Here is a 24,284-nt window from a genome sequence, read left to right on the forward strand (position 1 = left end):
CGCCCCAGCCGAATTCACGGCCGGGGCGGTTCACGTGACCAGGAAACCTACTCGGCGTCGAGTTCCGCGGCGACCTCGTCGGAGATGTCGACATTGGTGTACACGTTCTGCACATCGTCGCTGTCTTCGAGCGCGTCGACCAGCTTGAACACCTTGCGAGCACCCTCGGCGTCGACCGCGACCGACACCGACGCCTGGAAACCGGACTCGGCGGAGTCGTAGTCGATGTCGGCGGCCTGCAGAGCCGAACGCACCGCGACCAGATCGCCGGGCTCGGAGATGATCTCGAAGACGTCGCCGTGGTCGTTGACATCCTCGGCACCCGCGTCGAGGACCGTCTCGAGGACGTCGTCCTCGGACAGGCCGTTCTTCTCGAGGGTCACCACGCCCTTGCGGGCGAACAGGTACGACACCGAACCCGGATCGGCCATGTTGCCGCCGTTGCGGGTCATCGCCAGGCGGACCTCGCCCGCGGCGCGGTTGCGGTTGTCGGTGAGGCACTCGATCAGCACGGCGACACCGTTGGGCCCGTAGCCCTCGTACATGATCGTCTGCCAGTCGGCGCCGCCGGCCTCTTCACCACCGCCGCGCTTGCGGGCGCGCTCGATGTTGTCATTGGGGACCGATGTCTTCTTCGCCTTCTGGATGGCGTCGAACAGCGTCGGATTGCCCGCAGGGTCACTACCACCAGTGCGGGCCGCCACCTCGATGTTCTTGATCAGCTTGGCGAAGAGTTTGCCGCGCTTGGCGTCGATTCCCGCCTTCTTGTGCTTGGTGGTGGCCCATTTGGAGTGGCCGCTCATGCCCTACTTCCTTCAAGTCGGTTGCGCGTCTGCCCGGGCGGACAAGCTCGATCCAGCCTACTCACCGCGCGCGAGGCCCGCCGACGCGGGCATTCACCGCGCGATGCGTACCAGGTCGACGAACAGTTCGTGCACCCGCAGATCGCCGGTCACCTCGGGATGGAACGAGGTAGCCACCACATTGCCCTGCCTGGCGGCGACGATGCGCCCCTGCGCGGGACCGTGCGGCACCCGCGCCAGCACCTCGACACCGTCCCCGACCCGCTCCACCCACGGCGCGCGGATGAACACCGCGCGCACGGGCGTGTCGAGGCCGGTGAAGTCCAGGTCGGTCTCGAAGGAGTCGACCTGACGACCGAACGCGTTGCGCCGCACCGTCATATCGATGCCGGACAGGTGCTGGGCGTCGGCCCTGGTGTCGAGGACCTCCGAGGCGAGCAGGATCATGCCCGCGCAGGAACCGAACGCGGGCAGCCCGTCGCGCAGCCGCGCCCGCAACGGTTCGAGCAAGTCGAACGCTTGCAGCAGCTTGGAAATCGCGGTCGATTCACCACCGGGCAGCACGAGCCCGTCGACGGCCGCCAACTCCGACTCGCGCCGCACCAGCACCGGCTCGGCGCCGCAGTGCGCCAGCGCGGCAACGTGTTCGCGCACGTCACCCTGCAGCGCGAGGACACCGATGGTCGGCCGGGAGGCGGTCGAGGTTGCGTTCACAGCCGTTGAGCTTACGAGCCCCGGCGATGTGGGCACGCTCACGCCGTGCCGTCAAGGTTCCGTGACGCGTGCAGCGCCGGATGAGCGACACCGTGGCGTGCCACCTGCGCGTGCAGGTTCCCTGGTCGTGGCGATCCGGCGCGGCGGCCACCCGCACGGATCACCACCTGTGCTACTGGTGGCGCGGCGTGCGGATCAGACCTTCCTGGACGACCGCGGCGACCAGATTGCCCTCGCGGTCCCAGATCTTGCCGCCGGTCAGCGCGCGACCGAAACCCGCCGACGGTGAGGACTGGTCATAGAGCAGCCATTCGTCGGCGCGGAACGGGCGCAGGAACCACATGGCGTGGTCAAGGGAGGCGTTCTGGGTCGGTTCGTCGGGGTGGGTCACCTTCGACGAGCCGAGCAGCGTCATGTCGCTCATGTAGGCCAGCGTGCAGACGTGGAACATCGGGTCGTCGGGCAGCTCGTGCCGGTACCGGAACCACACCTGCTGCGGGGAGACGGCGCCGTCACGCGCGACGACCTGTTCCTGCGGGACCGTGCGGATGTCCCAGTGCTCCCATTCGCGCATGGCCCACAACCGCTCCGGGGTCAGGGTCACGCTGGCGTCGGGCAGTTCGTCGGGGCCCTCGGCCGGGGGCATCACGTCCTGGTGCTCCGGCCCTTCGTCACCGTGATGGAACGAGGCCGACATCATGAAGATCGCCTGCCCGTCCTGCACGCCGGTGACCCGCCTCGTACCGAAGGACCGGCCGTCGCGGATGCGCTCGACCAGGTAGACGGTGGGTTCCTCCGGATTGCCCGGTCGCAGGAAGTAGCCGTGCAGGGAATGCACCTGGAAACTGGGGTCGACGGTGCGAACCGCCGAGACCAGCGCCTGCCCGGCCACCTGACCGCCGAAGGTGCGCGGTAGCTGAGACTCCGTGGAAGCACCACGGAAGATGTCGCGCTCCAGCCGCTCGATCGCGAGCGCCTCTTCGATTGTCGCCATGTGCTCGAGATTATCGCCTCGCCGACCGGGCGGTATGTCCGGCTCCGCACGGCGGCCCGAAATTTGCTGAGATGGTCCGGTGCCGACGTTCACACCCACCTCGCCCACCGCCCTCGCCCGACTCGTCGCCGACGAGCTCGTCGAACTGCCGGGGCGGCGGGTGCTCGCGGTCGACGGTGCCGATGCCGCCGAGCCAGTCGAGCTCGGCCGCCGGATCGTGGAGACGCTCTCGGATCGGGGCCGATCGGCGGCGGTGGTGTCGATGCACGACTACGTGCGACCCGCGTCGCTGCGCATGGAATACGGGCGCGATGACGAATGGTCTTATCGCACAGCATGGTTCGACTACGAGGCGGTGCGGCGCGAGATCGTGGACGCGATGCGGACCGAAGGGCGCTGGTTGCCCGCGCTGTGGGATGAGGAGCGAGACAGGTCCGCGCGGGCGGCGATTCGCGTGGCGCAGGCCGATCTGGTGCTGGTGCTCGCGGGGCCGATGCTGCTGGGTCGCGGTCTGGATTTCGATCTCGCGATCCGCTTGGAGCTGAGTGCGCACGCGGCGCTGCGCCGCACGCCCGCCGAGCAGCGATGGACGTTGCCCGCTGTGCGCGATCACGCGGCCGAGCATCCCGAGGAAGCGACCTGGACCGTCCGCTGGGATCATCCCGATCGGGCGGCGCTGCGCGGCTGACATCGCGAAAACCGAGACGGCCGAGGCGCAGACGCGAAAGCCCCGTCCGGACATTCCGAACGGGGCTCGAGCGAGGACGATCAGGCGCAGGCGACCGAGGTCTGACCGAGGTTGGTCAGCATGCCGCAGGCCCACGACTTCTGGACCTTCCACTTGCCCTCTTCGGCCACGAACGGCACGTCGACGACATTGGTCTGGCCATTGACGGTGAAGTTGGCCTTCGCGTTGACGCTGTCACCGAAGGAGGTCACCTCGGTCACCTGGACCTGGACATTGTTGTCCTGAACGGCTTGCGCCAGGCGGTTCGGCAGCTCGGGATCAGCCTCGATGCCCTGCACGAAGTCCAGCTTCTGGTCGTTGGGGACCGACGGATCCAGCGCCGTGGTGAGCTGGGTGTTGAGCTGCTCGACCGTCGGCACGGCGGGCAGGTTCGCGGCCGCCGAACCCTGGGCGCCGGCGCTGGTGGTGGTCTTGGGCGCGGGCTTGTCGCCCTTGTCGTCACTGCACGCACTCAGGCCGAGGGCAGCGACCACAGCCAGTCCTGCGATCGCGACTCGTCCGGTCCTACGAAACTTCATCCACTCGTCCTTACGTCGGGTCGGAATCTCGCCCTCTGGGCGACGGCCCAGACCGGCGCCACACAGCGCAGGCCTCGATGCCACGGCCCGGACGCTACCCAGTGATGTTGAGGAAACTCTGAGACACAGACAACGTGGGTCTGTGAGATGCACCGGATTGTGATGCACCCCAGCACTACCCGGAACGCAGACCCGCCACCGCCTCGACTAGTCGGGCATGCGTCGGCGCGTCCGCTGCCGCGATCAGCCCGTGCGGTTCGGTGTGCAGCGGTTGCCCGGCGAGGCCGGTGACCACGCAGCCCGCCGCCTGGCACACCGCGATCGCGCTGCTGAAATGCACACTGTCGCGGATATCGCCGCCGGTGATGTAGGCGGCGCGCCGCCCGGCCGCGACCCAGACGAGGGCGAGCGACGTCGACAACACCCGCCCATGGAACTCGCCTGCGAAACCTTCTGCGTCGAACAGTCGCGCCGGGCTCGACCACGGGAACGGGTGATCGAGATCGACATCGACCAGGTGACTTCCGGCCTGCGGGCGCAACGGCTCGTCGCGGCCGCCTGCGCGCCGGAACGCACCCTCCCCCGCTGTCCAGAACACTTCGCGGGCGAACGGGTCGGCGGTCGCCGCCACCTGCACGGCATCGCCATCGCGCAGGGCGACGTTGACCGCAACGAACGCGGTGTCGACCGCGAAATTCCTGGTGCCACAGAGTGGATCGACGAACCAGGTCCGATCGCTGCGGGCGGAACCGGTGACGCCCGATTCCTCGGCGACGAACCGGTCGCCGGGACACGTGGCCGCGAGGACATCGAGGATGGCTTTCTCGGCCGCGATATCGGCCTGCGTGGCGAAATCGTCGCCCTGTTTGGCGTAGTGAGTGAGCGGAGCGTGGAACGCTGACCGAATCACTTCCGAAGCGACTTCTGTTGCGTGGATTGCGATTTCACTATCTGAGTGGTGCACCGTTTCCAGGCTACGGACCCTGCCGCACCCCGGCAGGAGAACCAGCTGTCCTCAACCGCGCATGGGGCGGTTCGCCTATCCGGCGCAGACGCGCAGCGGTCCTCAGCCGCGCATGGCCGCAGCGAATGCGGAGGTACGCCTATCCGGCGCAGACGCGCAGCGGTCCTCAATCGCGCATGGCCGCAGCGAATGCGGAGGTACGCCTATCCGGCGCAGACGCGCAGCGGTCCTCAATCGCGCATGGCCGGAGCGAATGCGGAGGTACGCCTATCCGGCCAGGTACACGGCGAGACCGAGTCCGCCGATCCCGACGGTCACCCGCAACACGCTCGGCGGGATCACTTTCACCACCGGCGGACCGCACCAGCCACCCGCCAGCGCACCCGCGCCCAGCGCCAGCGCCGCACCCCAGTGCACCGGCCCGAAGGCCGCGAACCCGATCGCGGCCACCAGGTTCGCGATACCGAGCAGGAAGCTCTTGAGAATCGATGCGCTCCAAATGGATTCGGAGGTGCACAGCATCATCATCGACAGGTAGATCACGCCCGCGCCCGCGCCGAAATACCCGCCGTACACCGACGTGAGCAGGATGCCGAGCGGCACGATCCAGGGGGCGCTGAGCTCGCCGACATGGCGGCGGACCAGTGGTTGCACCAGCAGCGCGATCGACGCCATGGCCACCAGGAACGGGACAACCACCTCGAACGCGTCGTCCGGCGCGACCAGCAGGGCGAGCGCACCGAGCAGTCCGCCCACGGCCGACAGCACCGCCCAGCGCACCAGAGTGGCCCCGCGCCCGATGAGCTCACGTCCGGAATTCGCGGTCGCCCCGACACCGACGGCGACCATGGCGACCGTGTTGGTGACGTTGGCCGCGACGGGCGGCAGACCGGCGGCCAGCAGCGCCGGATAGGAGACGATCGAGGCCATCCCGGTGACGAAACCGATCAAGCCGGTGAAGAATCCCGCGACGACCAGCAAGGACAAGTCGAGCGCGGTCACGGACCGACTGTACGGTATGCCCAGTTGGCAGCAATTCCCGGGCATCCACCGCACGGGCGTGCGCGCGACCCCGTGGGGCGCGGGCCATCCGAGGCCCACATCGAACACCGCCCGCGGGATCGCGACGACGCGCCGAGGGCCGTGCCAGGATGTCACCGTGCAGATGACGACTTTCGAGCCGGGCGAACCACCCGTTCGACGTAACCGGCTGGACTCCAACACCGTTGCCCGCCTCGACGACGTCACCACCTTCGCCCAGCTGCTCGACGCGTTAGAGCTCGTCCGCATGGATCATCCCGACGCCCGGATCCTCTGCACCCTCGACGATCTCGGCCAGTGCGCGTACACGAGCATGCACGCCACCCTCGGGCTCGTGGAAGACGACAGCCACGCTGCGGACGACCCCGCTGCCACCCACCACGCCGAGAACACCACGGTCTCCCGGATCGCCGCGCTGCTCGACAACCCGTCCGCCCGCGTGCCCTGGGAGGCATTGCGCGACACCCGCAATGCCTCCGAGGACGAACTCACCGCACTCGTCGCCGCCAACCGCTCCCCCGATCGCGTGGTCGACGACGTCGTCCTCATCCAGCGCGTCCCGGTGGACCGCGACGACCTCGCCATCGCCGGCATCCCCAACGGGTACTTCGCCGACGACTGGAGCACCTACGACAACCACACCGTCATCCGCCGCATGGCCACCCACGGCTACCGCCACATCGCCATCGGCGCCTCCCTGCTCGCCTTCGCCCGCCCCACACCCCCCACCCCCGAACAAGCAGCAGCCCTGGTCACCGACCTCACCCACCTCTACGGCTCCCCGACCGCCATCGTCTGGCACGAACTAGCCGTCCTCCTGCCCACCCAGCGCCAGCTCATCCTCGGCTACGCCGAGAACTTCGCCGACGCCCTCACCACCGACACCGAAGGCGCGGCGGGCCAGCCGTAGGCCGCATCATGGGATCGGAGTAGTCAGGCAACACTGAGCCGTCGCCCGAAAACGCTTCGGCGGGCGTCGTGATCACGACGCCCGCCGAAGCGAATGTTTCAGTGCCCGAACGAAATCGGGCCCACGATCACCAGCCGCGCTCGGCGAGACGGTGCGGCTGCGGGATGTCTTCGACGTTGATGCCGACCATCGCCTCGCCCAGGCCACGCGAGACCTTGGCCAGCACGTCCGGGTCGTCGTAGAAGGTGGTGGCCTTCACGATGGCGGCGGCGCGCTGCTCGGGGTTGCCGGACTTGAAGATGCCCGAGCCGACGAACACGCCTTCGGCGCCGAGCTGCATCATCATGGCGGCGTCGGCCGGGGTGGCGATGCCACCTGCGGTGAACATGACGACCGGCAGCTTGCCGGTCTGGGCGACCTCACGGACCAGCTCGTACGGGGCCTGCAGTTCCTTCGCGGCCACGAAGAGCTCGTCTTCCGACAGCGAGGTCAGGCGGCGGATCTCGCCGCGGATGGTGCGCATGTGGGTGGTCGCGTTGGACACGTCGCCGGTGCCGGCCTCGCCCTTGGAGCGGATCATGGCCGCGCCCTCGGTGATGCGACGCAGCGCCTCACCCAGGTTGGTGGCGCCACAGACGAAGGGGATGGTGAAGTTCCACTTGTCGATGTGGTTGGCGTAGTCGGCGGGGGTGAGAACCTCGGACTCGTCGATGTAGTCCACGCCGAGGCTCTGCAGGATCTGCGCCTCGACGAAGTGGCCGATGCGGGCCTTGGCCATCACGGGGATGGAGACCGCGGCGATGATGCCGTCGATCATGTCCGGGTCGCTCATCCGGGACACGCCGCCCTGGGCGCGAATGTCGGCGGGCACCCGCTCGAGCGCCATCACGGCCACGGCGCCCGCGTCTTCGGCGATCTTGGCCTGCTCGGCGTTGACCACATCCATGATCACGCCGCCCTTGAGCATCTCGGCCATGCCGCGCTTCACGCGGGCGGTGCCGACGGTGTTGGTGGTCTCAGGCGTAGTCACGGCTGTCTCCTGTGTCATGGGCGCCAATCAAGTCGCTCGGGTTCGGTTCACCGTCGATTCTAGAGCTGCCCGAAATCGGCCTTCATAGCCAGTTGAGCACCACTGGCCTTGCCACGACCAGCAGCGATGCAGACTCGGCCCACGGCTGGCCTTCTCCGGTGGCCTCGATGACATCGATCGCGGTGCCCGAGTGCACACCCTTGTTCGCGCGCGGCCTACACCCGATGGACCGAACGGACGACGAGCCCGTGCCGTCCCGGCCGAGTCTCAGCGGATCGAGCGCACGACGTGCTGTGTATCGTCCTCAACCGCGGTGACGGCCTCGGTGAGCAGTTCGTCGAGGTGATAGGGGTAGACGACCTCGCCCGCGTCGTCGAGTGCGCGGATGTCGTCGGCGGTGCACCAGCGGTGGTCGGTGATCGTGCGGCGTTCCAGGGCGGTGAGGTCGGCGGGGCGCCATTCGAAACCCGGCGAGCGCAGCGTGAAGAACAGTTCTTCGGAGCGGATGAGTTCGCCGTTGAACGGGAACACCGCGACGCGACGCCACAGCGGACCGCGTAGCGACGCGGGATCAACGCGCTGACCGGTTTCCTCGTAGATCTCGCGGACCGCGGCGTCGCGCAGGTTCTCCCCCGGTTCGACCCCGCCACCGACGGTGAACCAGAAGGCGACCTCGGGAATCATCGGGTCGTGGCCGCGCAGCAGCAGCACCCGGTTCTGCTCGTCGAGCAGGATCACCCGCGCGGAGGTGCGGGTGATGTGCACAACCAGGCCGGTGGCGGCGGCGGGTGTCGCGCGTTCGGTGATCTCGAAATAGTGCGGCAGCGGTGCGGTGCCGCCCAGGTGCAGGATGCGCACGGGCCTGCGGGTGCGCAGGGCCAGGGTGTCGCGCACGGCGTCGTTGTGGAAGCGGCGCGCGATCAGCACGCGTGCCTCGGCATCGGCGAGTTCGGCCACCAGCTGGGGTCGCAGGTGGTCGATGTCGACCACCGACAGCGCGGCGGAGAGCTGGTTCTCGATCGTTTCCCGGTCACCGCGGTCGGCGCGTTCGGCGCGATCGGCCAGCGCGGCGAGCTGCGTGGCCCGTTCGGCCCGGCGTGCATCGGCGCTCACCGGACCGGCCTCCCCGAAACGGTGTACGCCGAGGTCGGGCTGTTGCTGCCGGTGGTGGTCGGCTACGGCCATGGCCACCGCGCGCGCGACCACGGCGCGACGGGCGAGCGCGGCATCGAGTGCCTGCCAGGACTGATCGGAGCGCACGTGCAGCCGGTCGAGCCGGTTGGCGGTGGAGTAGGCCCACACGCCCAGTGCGAGGACGAGCAGGGCGACCAGCCCGAGAACCAGGACGGTGGTCGCGGAGAAAGTGATCATCCGGCGGCCCGCACCCGGTTGTCACCGACGGTGACGGTCTCGTACACCCGCAGGATCTGTTCGGCCACGACCGGCCAGTCGTAGCCCGCGACCACCTGGGTGGCGGTGCTGACCAGGCGTTCGCGCGTCTGGTCGTCGGTGAGCAGGGTGTCGATGGCAGTGGCCAGCGCGCCGGAGTCACCGATCGGGGTGAGCAGCCCCGCTGTCCCGTCGCGCAGCACGCGCCGGAACGCGTCGAGCTCGCTGGCGACCACCGGGGTGCCCGCGGCCATCGCCTCGATCAGGATGATGCCGAAACTCTCGCCGCCCAGATTCGGCGCGACATACACATCGGCGCTGCGCAGCGCGGCGGCCTTCTCGGCATCGCAGACCTGTCCGAGGAACCGCAGATGCCCCGCGTGCTCGCCTGCCTCGCGGCGCAGCCGCTCCTCGTCACCGCGCCCGACGATGAGGATCTCCACCTCGGGATGGTGTTCGATGAGCGCGGGCAGCGCGCCGAGCAGCACGTCCATGCCCTTGCGTGGTTCGTCGTAGCGACCGAGGAACAGCACCGTGCGGCCCGCGCGCGGATAGCCGTCCAGTGGCTCACCGCGCGCGAACGCGGAGACATCGACACCGTTGGGGATCTCGACCGCGTCGGAGCCGAGTGCCTCGACCTGCCAGCGCCTGGCCAGCTCGGATACGGCGATCCGCCCGCTGATCTTCTCGTGATACGGGCGGAGCACACCCTGAAAAGTACTGAGCACCAACGACTTCGTGGTCGAGGTGTGGAAGGTCGCCACGATCGGCCCCTCGGCGATCTTGAGCGCCAGCATCGACAGGCTCGGGGCGTTGGGTTCGTGGATGTGCAGCACGTCGAAGTCGTTGCTGTCGATCCAGCGGCGGATCCTGGTGTAGGCCATGGGGCCGAACGACAATCGCGCCACTGACCCGTTGTAGGGAATCGCGACCGCGCGGCCCGCCGAGACGACGAACTCGGGCAGCGGTGTGTCGTCGGAGGCGGGGGCGAGCACGCTCACCTTGTGCCCGCGTTCGATGAACACCCGGGCGAGCTCGACCACATGGGCCTGCACGCCGCCGGGGACGTCGAACGAATACGGGCAGATCATGCCGATCTTCACGGCTGCCCTCCCGCCTGCTGCGCGGTGATCCGCGACAGTCGTTCGGGCGACAGATCGCCTGCCCAGAGCGGTTGCAGCATGTGCCAATCGGCCGGATGCTCGGCGATATTGGCGGCGAACCGGTCGGCGAGCGCCTGCGTCGCGGCGGCGACACCACCGGAAACATCCAGTGCGGGTTCGGCTTTGAGGCCCCAGCCTTCGGTGCCGTTGTCGTCGGCGGTGAACCAGCCGTGCACGGGAACCAACGCGGCACCGGTCTCGATGGCCAGTTTCGCGGCGCCGCCAGGCATCCAGGTGCGTTCGCCGAAGAAGTCGACGGGCACCCCCTTGCCGGTGAGGTCGCGTTCACCCATCAGGCACACGATCCGGTTCTGGCGCAGCCGCTCGGCGAGCGCTTCGAACGGCGGCTGCTCGCCACCGGTCAGCGGGAACACCTCGAAACCGAGGCTTTCGCGGTATTCGACGAACCGCTCGAACAGCGATTCGGGCTTCAGTCGTTCGGCGACGGTGGTGAAGTTGTCGTAGTGCTGCACCAGCCAGACACCGGCCATATCCCAGTTGCCCGAATGCGGGAGCACCAGGATCAGCCCGCGACCTGCCGCCAACGCGGCGTCGACATTCTCCAGGCCACCGACGTAATAGTCGATCTTGGTGTGGTCCATCGACGGCAGCCGGAACGCCTCACGCCAGTAGCGGGCATAGGACCGCATGCTCGCCTGCATCACCTCATCGGGGACCTGCTCGGGTGGCATACCGAGTACGCGAGAGAGATTGCGGCGCAACTGTTCCGGGCCGCCGCCTTGCACCACACGATCGGCACCGAGGTCGAAGACCTTGCGCACCAACCCTTCCGGTGCCGATCGCACCAGGCGCCAGCCCGCCGCATACCCCCAGTCGCTCGCCTTGTCCGTCAAGCTCACGACGCTGATCCCTCTTCCTGCGGTGCGGGCGGAATGACCACCCGGGCACCCGGCGAATTGCGCACTGCCAGCACCCGCTGCAACACCGTCACGATGCTCAGCACCGCCAGCACCCACATCGCCACGTACACGGCCAAGGTCAGCCAGTCGATATCCCAGTGCCCGCCGATGCCGGTGAGCCCGGCGCCGACCAGCACGATGACCAGGCGGTCCGGGCGTTCGATGAGTCCACCGTCGGCGGACAGGCCACTGGCCTCGGCACGCGCCTTGGCATAGGAGATCACCTGCGAGGTGACCAGCACGATCAAGGTCAGCGCGAACAGTTGCTTGCTGTGCTCGTGGTAGACCGCCCACCAGGCGAGCCCGCCGAAGATCGCGCCGTCGGCGACCCGGTCACAGGTGGCGTCGAGGACCGCACCGTACTTCGTGCCGCCGCCGCGGGCGCGCGCCATCGCCCCGTCGAGCATGTCGAACATGACGAACAGCCAGATCACCATCGTTCCCCAGAACAGGTGTCCGGAGGGGAACAGGGTCACCGCGGCGGCGATCGTCGCCGTGGTGCCGATCAGTGTCATCGCGTCCGGGGTGAGCCCCGTCCCGACGAGCGCTTTGCCCAGCGGCGCAGTCGCTTTCGCAAACGTCTGGCGGCCGAAGAAGCTGAGCACGGTCTTTATTCCTCCCACGCCTCCGCCAGCAGCTGCCGCGTTTCGCGCAACAACTGAGGCATGACCTTCACCCCGCCGACCACGGTGATGAAGTTCGCATCCCCGCCCCAGCGCGGAACGATGTGCTGGTGCAGGTGGTCGGCGAGCGAACCACCGGCCACACCACCGAGATTGAGACCCACGTTGAATCCGGCAGGCCGCGAGACCTGCTTCATCACGCGAATGGCCCGCTGGGTGAAGGCCATCAGTTCCGCGCTCTCGGCGGGCGTGAGGTCCTCCAGGTCGGCGACCCGGCGATAAGGCACCACCATCATGTGCCCTGGGTTGTACGGGTACAAGTTGAGCACGGCGTAGACATGCTCGCCGCGCGCGATGATCAGGCCGTCTTCGTCCGACATCTTCGGGATATCGGTGAACGGATGCCCGGTCGCGTCCTTGGGCTTGATCTCACCGGTGATGTAGGACATCCGGTACGGCGTCCACAACCGCTGGAGGCGGTCGGGCTGGCCCGCCCCGGCGTCGACGATCGAGCCGGCGTCGGGGGCGAGGTTCTCGCTCATGAAGCTGCATCCTCTCGGCATGCGCGGGCGCCCTGCGTGGTTACGCAAGCTACCGCCTCCGGGCGCTGACCGCTCATGCCGGAACCGCCGCGGAGACGACCTCGAACCCTTCGGCGGTCGGTGAGGCGTTCTCGCGGTGGGCGACCCAGTTGGTGATCGTGGCGACCGCATCGGCGACGGGCACACCGTTGACCTGGGTGCCGTCGCGGAACCGGAAGCTCACCGCGCCCGCTTCCACATCGCGTGCGCCCGCCAGCAGCATGAACGGCACTTTCTGCGCGGTCTGGTTGAAGATCTTCTTCTGCATCCGGTCGTCGCTGCGGTCCACCTGGGCCCGCACGCCGGCGTCGCGCAACTGCTCGATCACCGAATCCAGGTGCGGGACAAAGTTTTCCGCCACCGGGATGCCGACGACCTGCACCGGCGCGAGCCAGGCGGGGAACGCACCGGCGTAGTGCTCGGTGAGCACACCGAAGAAGCGTTCGATCGAGCCGAACAGGGCGCGGTGGATCATCACCGGACGCTGCTTGGTCCCGTCGGAGGCGGTGTATTCGAGGTCGAAACGCTCGGGCAGGTTGAAGTCGAGCTGCACGGTCGACATCTGCCAGGTGCGGCCCAGCGCGTCCTTGACCTGCACGGAGATCTTCGGGCCGTAGAACGCGGCGCCGCCGGGGTCGGGCACCAGGTCCAGGCCGGACGCCTCGGCGACCTTCTCGAGGGTTTCGGTGGCCTCGGCCCAGAGTTCGTCCGAGCCCACGTACTTCTTCGGATCCTTGGTGGACAGCTCGAGGTAGAAGTCGTCGAGGCCGTAGTCCTTCAGCAGGCCGAGGACGAACTGCAACGTGCTGGTGAGCTCGGCGTGCATCTGCTCTTTGGTGCAGTAGATGTGCGCGTCGTCCTGGGTCATGCCGCGCACCCGGGTGAGGCCGTGGATCACGCCGGACTTCTCGTACCGGTACACCGAGCCGAACTCGAACATCCGCAGCGGCAGTTCCCGGTAGGAACGGCCGCGCGCGCCGAAGATCAGGTTGTGCATCGGGCAGTTCATCGGCTTGACGTAGTAGTCCTGGCCGGGCTTGCGGACCGTGCCGTCCTCGTTGAGTTCGGCGTCGAGGTGCATGGCCGGGAACATGCCGTCCTTGTACCAGTCGAGATGGCCCGAGATCTCGTACAGATGCCCCTTGGTGAGGTGGGGAGTGTTGACGAACTCGTAGCCCGCGTCGATGTGGCGCTGACGCGAGTACTCTTCCATCTCCTTGCGGATGATGCCGCCCTTGGGGTGGAACACCGGCAGACCCGAACCGAGCGCGTCGGGGAAGGAGAACAGGTCGAGCTCGAGGCCGAGCTTGCGGTGGTCGCGGCGCTCGGCCTCGGCCAGCAGCTCCAGGTGGGCGTCCATCGCCTCGGTGGATTCCCACGCGGTGCCGTACACACGCTGCAGGTCCTCACGGTCCTGGTCACCACGCCAGTAGGCGGCCGAGGAGCGGGTCAGCTTGAACGCGGGGATGAACTTGGTGGTGGGAATGTGCGGGCCGCGGCACAGGTCGCCCCACAGTTTCTCGCCGGTGCGCGGATCGAGGTTGTCGTAGATGGTCAGCTCGTTGCCGCCGACCTCCATGATCTCGGGATCGTCGATACCGGACTTGTCGCTGATCAGCTCGAGCTTGAACGGCTCGCCTGCCAGTTCGACGCGGGCATCGTCGACCTCGACGACGCGACGCGAAAAGCGTTGCGCGCCTTTGATGATCTTCTTCATCCGCGATTCCAGCTTGGCCAGATCCTCGGGGGTGAACGGCTTGCCGACCTGGAAGTCGTAGTAGAAGCCGTCCTTGATCGGCGGGCCGATCCCGAGTTTCGCGTCGGGGAACTCCTGCTGCACCGCCTGGGCGAGCACGTGCGCGGCCGAGTGCCGGATCACGCTGCGCCCGTCCTCGCTGTTCGCGGGAACGGGCTCGACGTCGGCGTCTTCGGCCGGAATCCAGGACAGATCCTTGAGTGCGCCCTCGACATCACGCACGACGACGACCGTGTCCGGGCCCTTCGTGGGCAAGCCCGCTTCCCGCACCGCTGCGCCCGCGGTCGTCCCGGCCGGCACCCGAACGAGAGCGACGGGACTGATGGGTGCAGAGGTGGTCACGGGAATGTTCTCCTTGACGTCGGTGCCGGGTCATCCGGCAGGTCGCACAGCGTCGGTCACGCAGGGGATCCTGCGCCGCCCATGCTATCGGGACCGCTGAGGGGGCGTGTCGATGGACCTAGGACCGCGTGTTCGCCGACGACGGCGAGGAGAGGCACCGAAGGTGCCGGACATGTAGCCGATCCGGCCCGATTCAGGACCGAGTGCGCGCTGCGGCCGCCAGCTGCTGCGCTCGATCGGCGGGCGCACGTTTCGGGCAGCTCGTGCACATCTGCCTGCCGGGCACCTCGTAGACCAGGCAGCACGAGGCGCGCCGCACGAAGGTGCGGCCCTCGACGGTGACGAACCGTGGCGCGGGCAGGCGCGAGCCCACGTCCGCCGCCAGCCGGGTCGCGGCTTCCTTGGTGCCCGCGTCGAGCGCCCGGTTACCGATGGCATCGGCCACAACAGCCCACAGCGAGGGAGCACCCGCCCCGGAAACAGCCGCGACCTGGGAAATCACCGCGGTCAAGGTGTCACGTAAGGCGGTCGCGACCTCCTCGGCCGCCGCCGCACCGGTCTCGCCACCCACGTCCGAGCGCACCGAGCGCCCGGTGGCATCGACCGGCACCCGGCGAAATTCCGCGTGCTCGACACCACCGTCCGGGCGGATCGCACAGTCGAATTCGCCGAGCGCGGCGACCGGAGCGGGCGTGCCCGCCGCGTAGGCGACGGCGATCTGCTCGACCAGCGTCGAGGCGACCATGCACCACCACAGGGTGCCCGCGACCCGGGGCACATCGGTGCCCCAGGTATGGCTCATCGCGTCGATCCGGGCCGCGACCCAATCGGGGTCGGTGAGTAGGTGGCCCGGAACCGTGCTCACGACATCAGGGGACTGCGTAACCATGGCCAATCGACTCCGATCCACCCTGCGACCATCGAATATGTACCGAGCAGCCACAACGTCACCAGGACGAGGGCGAAGGTGCCCACCGCACCGAGCACCTTGATGAACCAGCCGCGCGAGGTGTACCAGTCCATGACGATCCGGTATTTGCCGCGCACCCAGTTCAGGGTGTGATGGGCCCAGACGAACTCGGTGGCCAGGATGCCGAATCCCGCGAACACCAGCGCCCAGCCGGGTCCGGGGTACGGGATCGTGATGATCCCGATGATCAGCACCAACCCACCGACCACGCCGACGGCGATGCGGTAGCCGACGTTGAGGGTAGGGCGCTGCGCGACGTGTTCCCGGAAGGCGCGCCAGCGGTCCTTGAAGGTGTCCCACCGGCCCCGCCCTGTGACGGACTCGTCGTCCGGGGAGTCGGGGCCGTCGGTGACGCGCTCGGCGGCGGTCGGATCGCTGGTCATGAATTCCAGCCTACGAGTCCGACCGCCGCCGAGTCGCGTCGCGCGCCTTCGCGCACCGGCGACACCCTTACCTCCGCCCGCGCGCACGACCGCGTTCTCGGCGGAGGGTGCGCATCAACTGGTGACGGCGAGTGCGGCGTGATCGTCGATCGCGCTGACCCCGTCGAGAGTCACCTCGAGCACCCGCGATGTCGCGATATCGAAGAACAGCCCCGACACCGCCAACCCACGCGCGGCGACTGCGCGTCGCACCGCGGGATTGCGTCCCAGCGTCTCGAGCTGCACCGCGACATTGACCATGCTCAGCTGATCCACCTCGTCGTATCCGGCCGCCTTGGCCGCGGCGGCCACGGGATGGCCCGCGAGGAACCGGTGCAAGGTCGGCTCGGCGTGACGCAACCACGAGCTCAGGCCCCCCGCGGTGTCGGCGGCGGAGTAGACCGCCTTCATCGCGCCGCACGAGGAGTGCCCGCACACCACCACCGAACGCACCGCGAGGCTGTCCAACGCGAAACTCAGTGCCGCTTCGACGGAATCGTCACCGCTGACCGGCACGAGATTGCCCACATTGCGCACGGTGAACAGATCGCCGGGGCCGCTGTTGGTGATCACGTTGGGCACGATCCGCGAATCCGAGCAGGTCAGGAAGAACGAGTCCGGGTCCTGACTGTGGTGCAGCCCGTCCAGATGCGGACGCACCACATGGGCGTGACCGCGATGGAAGGCCGCGACACCCGCGGTCACCGCGTCGCCGCCGGACTTCTGGTGCCGCCACGGCCGGAGCATGTCGTCGATGGCGGCGCGACCGAATCCGCGGATCGGTGGCGCGGCCGGGGTATCGGCCATCCGCGCACTGCCAATTTCGACGAAATCGACACGGCCACCACCGCTTTCCTGCTGACGCTGCCAATCCTCGATCGCCTCGAACGCGGCGTGGTCGAGGAAGTCGACGGTCATCTCGACCGTCACATCGACGCCCGCGGGCACCTTCGCCAGTTCACCCGACAGTTTCGGCAGCGCGAGGAAGGTGCACGAGCCGTCGATGTGGACCTGCCAGCGTCCATCGGGCAGCGGCGCCGCCGTCACCTGTACGCGCACGACCCGCCACAGCAGCAGCCCGAACGCCAGCGCGAGCCCGATCACGACGCCTTCGAGCAGGTTGGTGAACACCACGCCGAGCACGGTCACCACATAGACCAGCAGATCACCGGTGCGCCGGGCCAACCGGATGTGGGCCAGTTTCACCAGCTGCATGCCGATGACGATGAGCAGGCCCGCCAGCGCGGCCTTGGGAATCTGTTCCACCAGGCCGACCAGCGCCACCGAGAACAGCAGAATCCAGAGTCCGTGCAGCACAGTGGAAGCCCTGGTGCGCGCGCCTGCCTGCACATTGGTGGCGCTGCGCACGATCACGCCGGTGATCGGCAGGCCACCGGCCAGGCCCGAGACGACATTCGCCGTGCCCTGGCCGATCAGTTCCCGATCGAATCCGGTGCGTGGACCGGTGTGCATCTTGTCGACCGCGACGGCCGAGAGCAGGCTCTCCACGCTGGCGATCAACGCGATGGTGAGCACCATCATGGCGATCGCCGACCAGTTGCCCGACGGCAGTTCCGGCAGGCCGAGCGCGTCGAAGACCGACCCGCTCAGCGCGATGCGCTCGACCTCGGGCAGGCCGAGCGAGAGCAGGGTGCCCACGAGCACCGCCACCAGCGGACCGGGCACCGCGCGCAGCTTCGGTGGGACGTACTTCCAGCCGAGCATCACCGCGATCACCACGGCGCCGACGAGCGCGTCACCTCCGTGCAGCGACAGCAGCTGACCGGGCAGTTCGATCACATTGCGCAGCGCGGTGCTGTGCGAGGAACCGCCGAGCAGCACATGGACCTGCTGCAGGGCGATGGTGATGCCGATACCGGCGAGCATGGCGTGGACCACCACGGGGGCGACCGCGAGCGCGGCGCGCGCGATCCGGCTGAGTCCGAACAAGATCTGCAGCACACCCGCGGCGACCACGATGAAACAGGTGACGCGCCAACCGAATTGCGCGATGGATTCGGCCACGACCACGGTCAGACCCGCGGCGGGGCCGCTGACCTGCAGGACCGAGCCGCCGAGCAGGCCCGCGACCACACCACCGATCACGGCGGCGGCGAGGCCGGCGGCGATCGGCGCACCGGAGGCGACCGCGATGCCGAGCGAGAGCGGCAGCGCGACAAGGAAAACAACGATGGAAGCGGGTAGATCGTGACGCAACAGCGTCTGTTGCCAGGCGGGGCGGGATGACTCGTTCGACGGGTCGTCCACACGGGGTGGGGCATGGTCGTTCTCGACAGACATGACTCTCCTTCGCCGACTCCCGGCGCTGGGCCGGGGCCGATCATCACGAGGGCGGTGGTGAAGCAAAGGGGTTGGAGCGAAGATTCCGGTCCATCGGCGAACCGGGAACTGATAGAACCAACCTATTGGTAAAGAATTGGCAAAGCCAGTGTGCCGCAGAAACAGTGGGTCTCGCCATAACGGCAGGCAGTCTGTGGCGTGACCCACACCTACCCCCCTTTACACGGGCTCGGCCGCGATCCTGCGGGCCTCGTCGAACCCCGAGATCCCGTCGGCGTGGATCTCGATCACCCGCGCGGTCGCGAGGTCGAAGAACAACCCGGTCACCGCGACTCCGCGCTCGGCCATCCCGCTGCGGATCGCCGGATAGTCGATGAGGGTCTGCACCTGCCGGGCGACATTGACCATGCCGAGCTGGTCGACCGGGCCGAAGCCCGCGAGCTCGGCCGCCACCGCGACCGGATGGCCACCGTGGAACGCGGCCAGGGTCGGCTGGGCGTGCGCGAGCCAGTCGTCCAGACCCGGCCCGGCCTGAACCTGCCGGTACAGCGCCTCCATCGCACCGCAGGCGCTGTGCCCGCACACCACCACCGAGCGCACGTCGAGCTTGTCCAGCGCGTAGATCAGCGCGGCCTCGACCGAGACGTCGCTGCCACCGACCGGCACCAGATTACCGACATTGCGGACGGTGAACAGGTCGCCGGGGCCGCTGTTGGTGATGACATTGGGCACGATGCGGGCGTCGGCGCACGTCAGGAAGAAGGTGTCGGCATCGGGCCGGTGCCGCAACCCGGCCAGGTGCGGCCGCATCAGGTGCGCGTGCTTGCGATGATAGGCCGCTATGCCGGCGGCGATCGGGTCGACGCCGCCGCTGCGCCGCCATGGCCGAATCGCCTCGTCGACCGCCTTGCGCGCGTGCCCGTGTTCGGGCGGCCCGTCGTGGGTGCGGGCCATCCTTGCGGTGCCGAGTTCCACGAAGTCGACTGTGCCGCCGCTGGATTCACGGGCGTCGGCCCATTCCGAGAGCAACTCGCACGCCGCGTGGTCGAGAAAGTCCACACTCATTTCGACCGTCACGTCCACACCCGCAGGTACCTTCGCCAGTTCGGTCGTGAGCCGGGGCGCGGCCAGGAACGTACAGGTGCCCGCGATGCGCACCAGCCAGGTCCCGTCGGTGCGCGGCGCCGCGGCGATGGTGAACCGCACGACCCGCCACAGCAGCAAGGCGAACGAGGCGAGCAGCCCGATCACCATGCCCTGCAACAGATTCAGTGCGACGACCGCGATCACGGTAACCAGGTAGACGTAGATGTCGCCGGTGCGGCGGGCACGTTTGATATGCGCCAGCTTCACCAACTGCACCCCGATCAGCACCAGCAGCCCCGCCAGCGCCGCCGTCGGGATCTGACGGACCAGGCCGACCAGCGCGACCGCGAACACCAGGATCCAGCCACCGTGCAGCACAGTGGCCGCCCTGCTGTGGGCGCCCGCGTTGGCGTTGGTGATGCTGCGCACGATGACCGCCGCGATCGGCAGACCGCCCAGCACGCCCGAGACCATGTTCGCCACGCCCTGACCGCGGAGTTCGCGGTCGAAGTCGGTGCGCTGGTCGGGGCGCAATTTGTCGACCGCGACGGCCGAGAGCAGCGTCTCCACACTGGCGATGAGCGCGACGGTGAGCATGGTGAGCACCAGCGGCAGCCACCCGCCGTGCGGCAACGCGGGCAGCCCGATCCCGTCGAGCAGCGAGCCGTCGAGGCGCACCCGTTCCACTGTCAGCGGCAGCACCAACGAGACCACCGTCGCCACCACCACCGCGACCAGCGGGCCGGGCACCACCCGTAGCCGGCGCGGCAGATACTGCCATCCGATCAGCACGGCGATCACCAGCAACCCGACGAACAAGTCACCCTTCTGCACCGACATCACCTGACGCGGGAGCGCGGCGATGCCTGCCCACGGCGAACTGATCGTCGTTCCGCCGAGGAGCACGTGCACCTGCTGCAGGGCGATGACCACGCCGATGCCGGCGAGCATCGCGTGCACCACGACCGGCGCGATACCGAGCACGGCTCGCGCGACGCGGCTGAGCCCGAACAGGATCTGCAGCACACCGGCCCCGACGGTGATGAAACACATGGCGGCCCAACCGAATTGCTGGACCGCGCCCGCCACCACTACGGCGAGACTCGCGGTCGGCCCACTGACCTGAACCTTCGAGCCGCCGAGCAACCCGGCGACCACCCCGCCGACGGCGGCCGCGATAAGCCCGGCGACGACCGGCGCGCCGGAAGCAAGGGCGACCCCGAGCGACAGCGGCAACGCGACGAGAAACACCACGAGTGACGCTGGAAGATCTTGCTGGAGAACCGATTTCAGTGACGCATGCGACGGCGTGCGCGCCGTCGCCGTGGTGGTGCCCGGATCATTGTCGGTCATCATTCTCCTTCGCCGGGGCGGATGGGCTCCCGGTTCATCGGTCGAACATGCACTGGCAATTGATGCTGAGCTGCGAGCGAACGGCGGATCTGCAGCACTGCTCGAAAGAGAGCGGACTCCAGACACAGAGTCGGATCAAGAGTAAAGAACTTCCCAAGCATTAGAAAATGTTCCGGGAAGAATGGGACGAAATCGCCGTCGATTTGTGACCTCAGTCACACAGCATGTTCTCGGCCAGCAGCAGCGCGATCACCACCCCGGTGCGGTATTGTAGGTACATACCTACACCGGGAGGGTTGCGATGACTTCGATGAGCGCTCGGGAGTTCAACCAGGACGTCAGCGCTGCGAAACGGGCCGCGACCGAGGGGCCGGTCGTGATCACGGATCGCGGTGAGGACGCTTTCGTGCTCTTGTCCATCGACGAGTACCGGCGACTGAAGGCTGACAGTCAGGATCTCGTTTCCCGGCTGAGCATGGACGACGACATCGAGTTCGAGCCGGCGCCGCTGCAGGTGGACCTGCGGGTCGCGGACCTGTGACTTTCCTCCTCGACACCAATGTCATCAGCGAGTTGCGCAAGTCGCAGCAGTCGGCAAACCCACATGTGCGCTCATGGGTGGCGCAACGACGACCATCCGACCTGTTTCTGAGCGTCATCACGATCATGGAGGTCGAAGTCGGTATCTGCCGCATCGAACGACGCGACGCCGCGCAGGGCAATCGATTGCGCACGTGGCTCGAAGGCGACCTGTTGGACGTCTTCGCGAACCGGATTCTGGCACTCGACCTCGCCGTCGGCCGACGCGCCGCACGGTTGCACCTTCCGGACCCACGCCCCGAGCGCGACGCGATGATCGCGGCTACCGCGAGCGAGCACGGTATGACCGTGGTGACTCGTAATATCAAGGACTTCGAGCCGATGGGGGTTCCAGTCCTCAACCCCTGGGTGCGCGCCTGACGGTCCGTCCGATGACAACGTGATCTCGTGCTCAGCCGATGTCGACTACCCGCGCCCATACGGGTGGGCTGTCCGGGACATAGTCCGGGTCGTCGTGCCGCCATGCGCGTTCTCGGCGGAAGAGGCCGACTACGGTTCGGCAGGCCGGTTGGTGGGAGGGCCAGGGGGTTTGGCCGTCGGTCAGGGCTACGAGCACGTCCGGGCGGGTGCGCAGGGCCTGGGTGAAACCGGTTCGCAGGTCGGTGCCGCCACCGCCGATCAATGTCATGCCCTCGGCCTGGCACAGCGGGTGGGCGATTCTGGCCGCCACGTCGCAGGAGAACACGGTGACCAGGTCGCGGCGGCCACCGACGGCGCGGATGATGGCGGCGACTTCGAGCAGGGCGCTGCCCAGTTCGTCGTCGCTGACCGAACCCGAGGTATCGATGACCACGCTGACCTTGGGTGGGGTGCGACGCAGGCTCGGCAGCACGATGCCGGGCAGTGCGCTCGAGCGGCGGGCGGGGCGCCGGTAGGTGTAGTCCTCGCCGACGCCGGGGGCCGAGGCGGCCGCGCGCAGGGCCGCGCCGAGCAGGTCCCGCCATGGTTGTGAGGGGTGCAGGGCCTCCTTCGCCCAGCGTCGCCAACCCTGGGGCGCGTCTCCTGGACGGCCGACGATGCCCTGTGCCACGAGGAATCGGACGCCGTCGCGTTGCTGTTCGCTGAGACCGTCCGCGCCGTCAGGTCCCAGCTCCCACTCGCGCTCCGATCCGTCCGCGCCACTACCGCAGTCGAGCCACGCCATGGCTTCGGTGAGGTGCCCGAGGCGGAACTGACCCAGGTAATCCTCCATGAGCTGCCCCGCGCTCAGCCCCAAGGTGCTGGGCAACACCGCGCCCTCGGGCCAGACCAACCCGTCACCGAACGTGTCGTCGTTGATCTCGGCATCGGCGGCGATATTCATGCGCAGCCGCTCCCCAGGACCGGTCAGGTCGTGGGCGTGCGCGTAGCGGTCGCTGCGGGCGTGATGGTCTCGCAGCAAGTGCGAAACCTCGTGCACCAGTATCGAAGCCAGCTCTTCCACCGGTGTGCAGTCGACGAACCGTGGCGACACGTAGCACCGCCAGTATTTGTCCACGCTCATCGTCGGCACCCCTCGAGACTCGACAATGTGCAGCGCGTACAGAGCGGTCGCCAGATAGGGACGGGCCGAAACCGCGTGCAGCCGTGCGGCATACAGCTTGCCGAAATCCAGCCCGGTGGTCTCCGCTGTCATCGGCCCGCCTTGACGGCAACGCGGGCGGCGGCGCGATCGGCACTCTGCGACACCGACACCACCCCGGCGAGCTTTTCGATTGCCGCGGGCACCTCCCAGTTGTCGCGGCGCAGAGTGGCCAGGGTGGTCGCGGGAACAACCACCAAGTCGGGCGCTCCGGTTTCCACTGCTTTGACCAGCAGCGACCACGCCGCGTCCCACCGAGCGCGCTCCGGTCGTTTGCGGACCGCGGCCACCACACCATCGAGAACGGCCTGGCGCAGGTCGCCCCGCGTCGGCAGTTCGGCCGCGACGGGATCGGCCAGCAGCGCCTCCGGGTCGGGCAGATCCATCCGATCGATGCTGGTCAGCAGTTCGAAACCGGGGCCGTCACCGACCGTGCCACGGATCAACTGCGACAGCACATCACGACTCGCGTCGGCCGCGGTGGCGAAGGCGATCAGTCGCACGGTCATCTCCCAGCTCCGCGGTGACGCCCAAGCACCACCCCGCCGGGTTTCGGTGGTTGGCATCTGATGCACGAGCTTGGGCCGCGCCGCGAGCAAGGTGCATACCGCACGACGTGCGAATGTGACTGCCTCCGAGAAACTTTCGGGTGCGAGCCGAGGCAAGGTCGCGCGCGGCCATGTTCCGCCGAGGCCTCGGACGACGACATCGTGCTCGTGGGTCCACTGCAGGTGCACGAAGCGGTTCGCCAGCGGCGGGCTCAACTCCCAGCCGTCGGCGGCCGAGGAGCGCGGGTTGGCGGCCGCGACGATACGCACGCCCGGCGGCAGTTCCAGTGCGCCGACCCGCCTTTCGAGAACCACGCGCAGCAGCGCGGCCTGCACGGCGGGCGGTGCGGTGGACAGTTCGTCGAGGAACAGCACGCCGCGACCGGCTCGCACGAGCCGAACCGCCCAGTCCGGCGGTGCCATCGGCACGCCATGGGTCGCGGGGTCCTCGCCGATGATCGGCAGGCCCGAAAAGTCCGACGGCTCATGCACACTCGCGATCACCGTGGTCAGCGGCAGGCCGAGGGACTCGGCGAGCTGGGTCAGGGCAGCGGTCTTGCCGATGCCCGGCTCACCCCACAGCAACACCGGCAGGTCGGCGGCCACGGCCAAGGTCAGCGCTTCCAGTTGTGTGTTCGGTCGCGGCTCCGTCTTCACCTCACCCAGCAGGGCGAGGAGTTCGCCCGCGACGTCGAGCTGGGAGTCGGTGGCGCGAATCGGGAGCGGCGGGCAGAGCGTGGGAACAGTCATGTGTGAATCACCTTTGGGTTCAGAAGAATTCGATGGATGAGAGCAAGTGGAGCGAGCTGGGCCCCAGGGGCGGCCGACAAGCGCGAAGGTCTGCCACGCGAAAGGCCGCGCGAGCCGAATCGGGAGTCCGGCCGTCGAGGCGAGGCCCCGGTGACCCACGGATCAGCTGGTCATCGCGGACCCACACGACTCCGCCT

Annotated in this window: 23 protein-coding genes; 4 read left to right on the forward strand and 19 right to left on the reverse strand. The window is 68.1% G+C overall.

Annotated elements, in window-relative coordinates:
- Window positions 1–47: 47 nt before the first annotated feature.
- From ACTWPB_RS25400 to ACTWPB_RS25410, 3 genes are all read right to left on the reverse strand, one after another.
- On the reverse strand, window positions 48–803 hold the full coding sequence (locus tag ACTWPB_RS25400) for a YebC/PmpR family DNA-binding transcriptional regulator (RefSeq protein WP_446223038.1): 756 nt from the start codon (window positions 801–803) through the stop codon (window positions 48–50).
- Window positions 804–896: 93 nt separating this feature from the next.
- Window positions 897–1,517 carry a pyridoxal 5'-phosphate synthase glutaminase subunit PdxT gene (gene pdxT / locus ACTWPB_RS25405; protein WP_378914581.1) on the reverse strand — a complete coding sequence of 207 codons (621 nt, stop codon included), beginning with the start codon at window positions 1,515–1,517 and terminating at the stop codon, window positions 897–899.
- A gap of 172 nt (window positions 1,518–1,689) precedes the next feature.
- The gene (locus tag ACTWPB_RS25410; protein WP_446223039.1) at window positions 1,690–2,511 is read right to left on the reverse strand and encodes an acyl-CoA thioesterase; all 822 of its coding nucleotides are present in this window, start codon (window positions 2,509–2,511) and stop codon (window positions 1,690–1,692) included.
- 79 nt (window positions 2,512–2,590) lie between these two features.
- Between ACTWPB_RS25410 and ACTWPB_RS25415 the strand changes: the two genes are divergently transcribed.
- Complete coding sequence (locus ACTWPB_RS25415) at window positions 2,591–3,199, forward strand: hypothetical protein (RefSeq protein ID WP_446223040.1); 609 nt, start codon at window positions 2,591–2,593, stop codon at window positions 3,197–3,199.
- 80 nt (window positions 3,200–3,279) lie between these two features.
- Here the strand turns inward: ACTWPB_RS25415 and ACTWPB_RS25420 are convergent, their stop codons facing one another.
- From ACTWPB_RS25420 to ACTWPB_RS25430, 3 genes are all read right to left on the reverse strand, one after another.
- Window positions 3,280–3,777 (reverse strand): hypothetical protein, encoded by a 498-nt coding sequence (locus tag ACTWPB_RS25420; protein ID WP_446223041.1) that lies wholly within the window; start codon window positions 3,775–3,777, stop codon window positions 3,280–3,282.
- 175 nt (window positions 3,778–3,952) lie between these two features.
- On the reverse strand, window positions 3,953–4,741 hold the full coding sequence (locus ACTWPB_RS25425) for an inositol monophosphatase family protein (RefSeq protein WP_446223042.1): 789 nt from the start codon (window positions 4,739–4,741) through the stop codon (window positions 3,953–3,955).
- A 267-nt stretch (window positions 4,742–5,008) separates the two neighbouring features.
- Window positions 5,009–5,743, reverse strand: coding sequence for a sulfite exporter TauE/SafE family protein (locus ACTWPB_RS25430; protein ID WP_446223043.1), 735 nt, complete (start codon window positions 5,741–5,743; stop codon window positions 5,009–5,011).
- A gap of 163 nt (window positions 5,744–5,906) precedes the next feature.
- Between ACTWPB_RS25430 and ACTWPB_RS25435 the strand changes: the two genes are divergently transcribed.
- The gene (locus ACTWPB_RS25435; protein WP_446223044.1) at window positions 5,907–6,692 is read left to right on the forward strand and encodes a hypothetical protein; all 786 of its coding nucleotides are present in this window, start codon (window positions 5,907–5,909) and stop codon (window positions 6,690–6,692) included.
- Between the two features lie 127 nt (window positions 6,693–6,819).
- On the opposite strand, the gene pdxS is transcribed toward ACTWPB_RS25435, so the two are convergent.
- From pdxS to ACTWPB_RS25490, 11 genes are all read right to left on the reverse strand, one after another.
- Complete coding sequence (pdxS, locus tag ACTWPB_RS25440) at window positions 6,820–7,740, reverse strand: pyridoxal 5'-phosphate synthase lyase subunit PdxS (RefSeq protein WP_446223045.1); 921 nt, start codon at window positions 7,738–7,740, stop codon at window positions 6,820–6,822.
- Window positions 7,741–7,989: 249 nt separating this feature from the next.
- The gene (locus tag ACTWPB_RS25445; protein WP_446226476.1) at window positions 7,990–9,090 is read right to left on the reverse strand and encodes an NUDIX hydrolase; all 1,101 of its coding nucleotides are present in this window, start codon (window positions 9,088–9,090) and stop codon (window positions 7,990–7,992) included.
- Window positions 9,090–10,214, reverse strand: coding sequence for a glycosyltransferase family 4 protein (locus tag ACTWPB_RS25450; RefSeq protein ID WP_446223046.1), 1,125 nt, complete (start codon window positions 10,212–10,214; stop codon window positions 9,090–9,092). Before ACTWPB_RS25450 ends, ACTWPB_RS25445 begins: the two co-directional genes overlap by 1 nt.
- The gene (locus ACTWPB_RS25455; RefSeq protein WP_446223047.1) at window positions 10,211–11,134 is read right to left on the reverse strand and encodes a phosphatidylinositol mannoside acyltransferase; all 924 of its coding nucleotides are present in this window, start codon (window positions 11,132–11,134) and stop codon (window positions 10,211–10,213) included. The genes ACTWPB_RS25450 and ACTWPB_RS25455 overlap by 4 nt, the downstream gene beginning before the upstream one ends.
- Entirely contained in the window at window positions 11,131–11,799 is a 669-nt protein-coding gene (pgsA, locus tag ACTWPB_RS25460; protein WP_446226477.1) for a phosphatidylinositol phosphate synthase, read from the reverse strand. Before pgsA ends, ACTWPB_RS25455 begins: the two co-directional genes overlap by 4 nt.
- Before the next feature lie 5 nt (window positions 11,800–11,804).
- Entirely contained in the window at window positions 11,805–12,359 is a 555-nt protein-coding gene (locus tag ACTWPB_RS25465) for an HIT family protein (protein WP_378945177.1), read from the reverse strand.
- 73 nt (window positions 12,360–12,432) lie between these two features.
- Window positions 12,433–14,496, reverse strand: a complete 2,064-nt coding sequence (gene thrS / locus ACTWPB_RS25470) for a threonine--tRNA ligase (RefSeq protein WP_446223048.1) — start codon at window positions 14,494–14,496, stop codon at window positions 12,433–12,435.
- A gap of 193 nt (window positions 14,497–14,689) precedes the next feature.
- Window positions 14,690–15,361, reverse strand: a complete 672-nt coding sequence (locus ACTWPB_RS25475) for a (2Fe-2S)-binding protein (RefSeq protein WP_446223049.1) — start codon at window positions 15,359–15,361, stop codon at window positions 14,690–14,692.
- The gene (locus ACTWPB_RS25480) at window positions 15,358–15,849 is read right to left on the reverse strand and encodes a TIGR02611 family protein (RefSeq protein WP_446223050.1); all 492 of its coding nucleotides are present in this window, start codon (window positions 15,847–15,849) and stop codon (window positions 15,358–15,360) included. The genes ACTWPB_RS25475 and ACTWPB_RS25480 overlap by 4 nt, the downstream gene beginning before the upstream one ends.
- Before the next feature lie 114 nt (window positions 15,850–15,963).
- A complete protein-coding gene (locus ACTWPB_RS25485) occupies window positions 15,964–18,189 on the reverse strand; it encodes a SulP family inorganic anion transporter (RefSeq protein ID WP_446223051.1) in 2,226 nt (741 codons plus the stop codon).
- Between the two features lie 219 nt (window positions 18,190–18,408).
- Window positions 18,409–20,631, reverse strand: coding sequence for a SulP family inorganic anion transporter (locus tag ACTWPB_RS25490; RefSeq protein ID WP_446223052.1), 2,223 nt, complete (start codon window positions 20,629–20,631; stop codon window positions 18,409–18,411).
- Between the two features lie 298 nt (window positions 20,632–20,929).
- Here ACTWPB_RS25490 and ACTWPB_RS25495 point away from each other — a divergent pair, with 298 nt between their 5' ends.
- Together ACTWPB_RS25495 and ACTWPB_RS25500 are read left to right on the forward strand one after the other, a co-directional pair.
- Window positions 20,930–21,169: a type II toxin-antitoxin system Phd/YefM family antitoxin gene (locus ACTWPB_RS25495; RefSeq protein WP_446223053.1), complete on the forward strand. Its 240-nt coding sequence runs from the start codon at window positions 20,930–20,932 to the stop codon at window positions 21,167–21,169.
- The gene (locus ACTWPB_RS25500) at window positions 21,166–21,588 is read left to right on the forward strand and encodes a PIN domain-containing protein (protein ID WP_446223054.1); all 423 of its coding nucleotides are present in this window, start codon (window positions 21,166–21,168) and stop codon (window positions 21,586–21,588) included. The genes ACTWPB_RS25495 and ACTWPB_RS25500 overlap by 4 nt, the downstream gene beginning before the upstream one ends.
- 31 nt (window positions 21,589–21,619) lie before the next feature.
- Here the strand turns inward: ACTWPB_RS25500 and ACTWPB_RS25505 are convergent, their stop codons facing one another.
- Together ACTWPB_RS25505 and ACTWPB_RS25510 are read right to left on the reverse strand one after the other, a co-directional pair.
- A complete protein-coding gene (locus tag ACTWPB_RS25505) occupies window positions 21,620–22,843 on the reverse strand; it encodes a vWA domain-containing protein (RefSeq protein ID WP_446223055.1) in 1,224 nt (407 codons plus the stop codon).
- Window positions 22,840–24,087: an AAA family ATPase gene (locus tag ACTWPB_RS25510; protein WP_446223056.1), complete on the reverse strand. Its 1,248-nt coding sequence runs from the start codon at window positions 24,085–24,087 to the stop codon at window positions 22,840–22,842. The genes ACTWPB_RS25505 and ACTWPB_RS25510 overlap by 4 nt, the downstream gene beginning before the upstream one ends.
- Between the last annotated feature and the right edge of the window lie 197 nt (window positions 24,088–24,284).

The sequence above is a fragment of the Nocardia sp. IBHARD005 genome, from assembly GCF_052814245.1.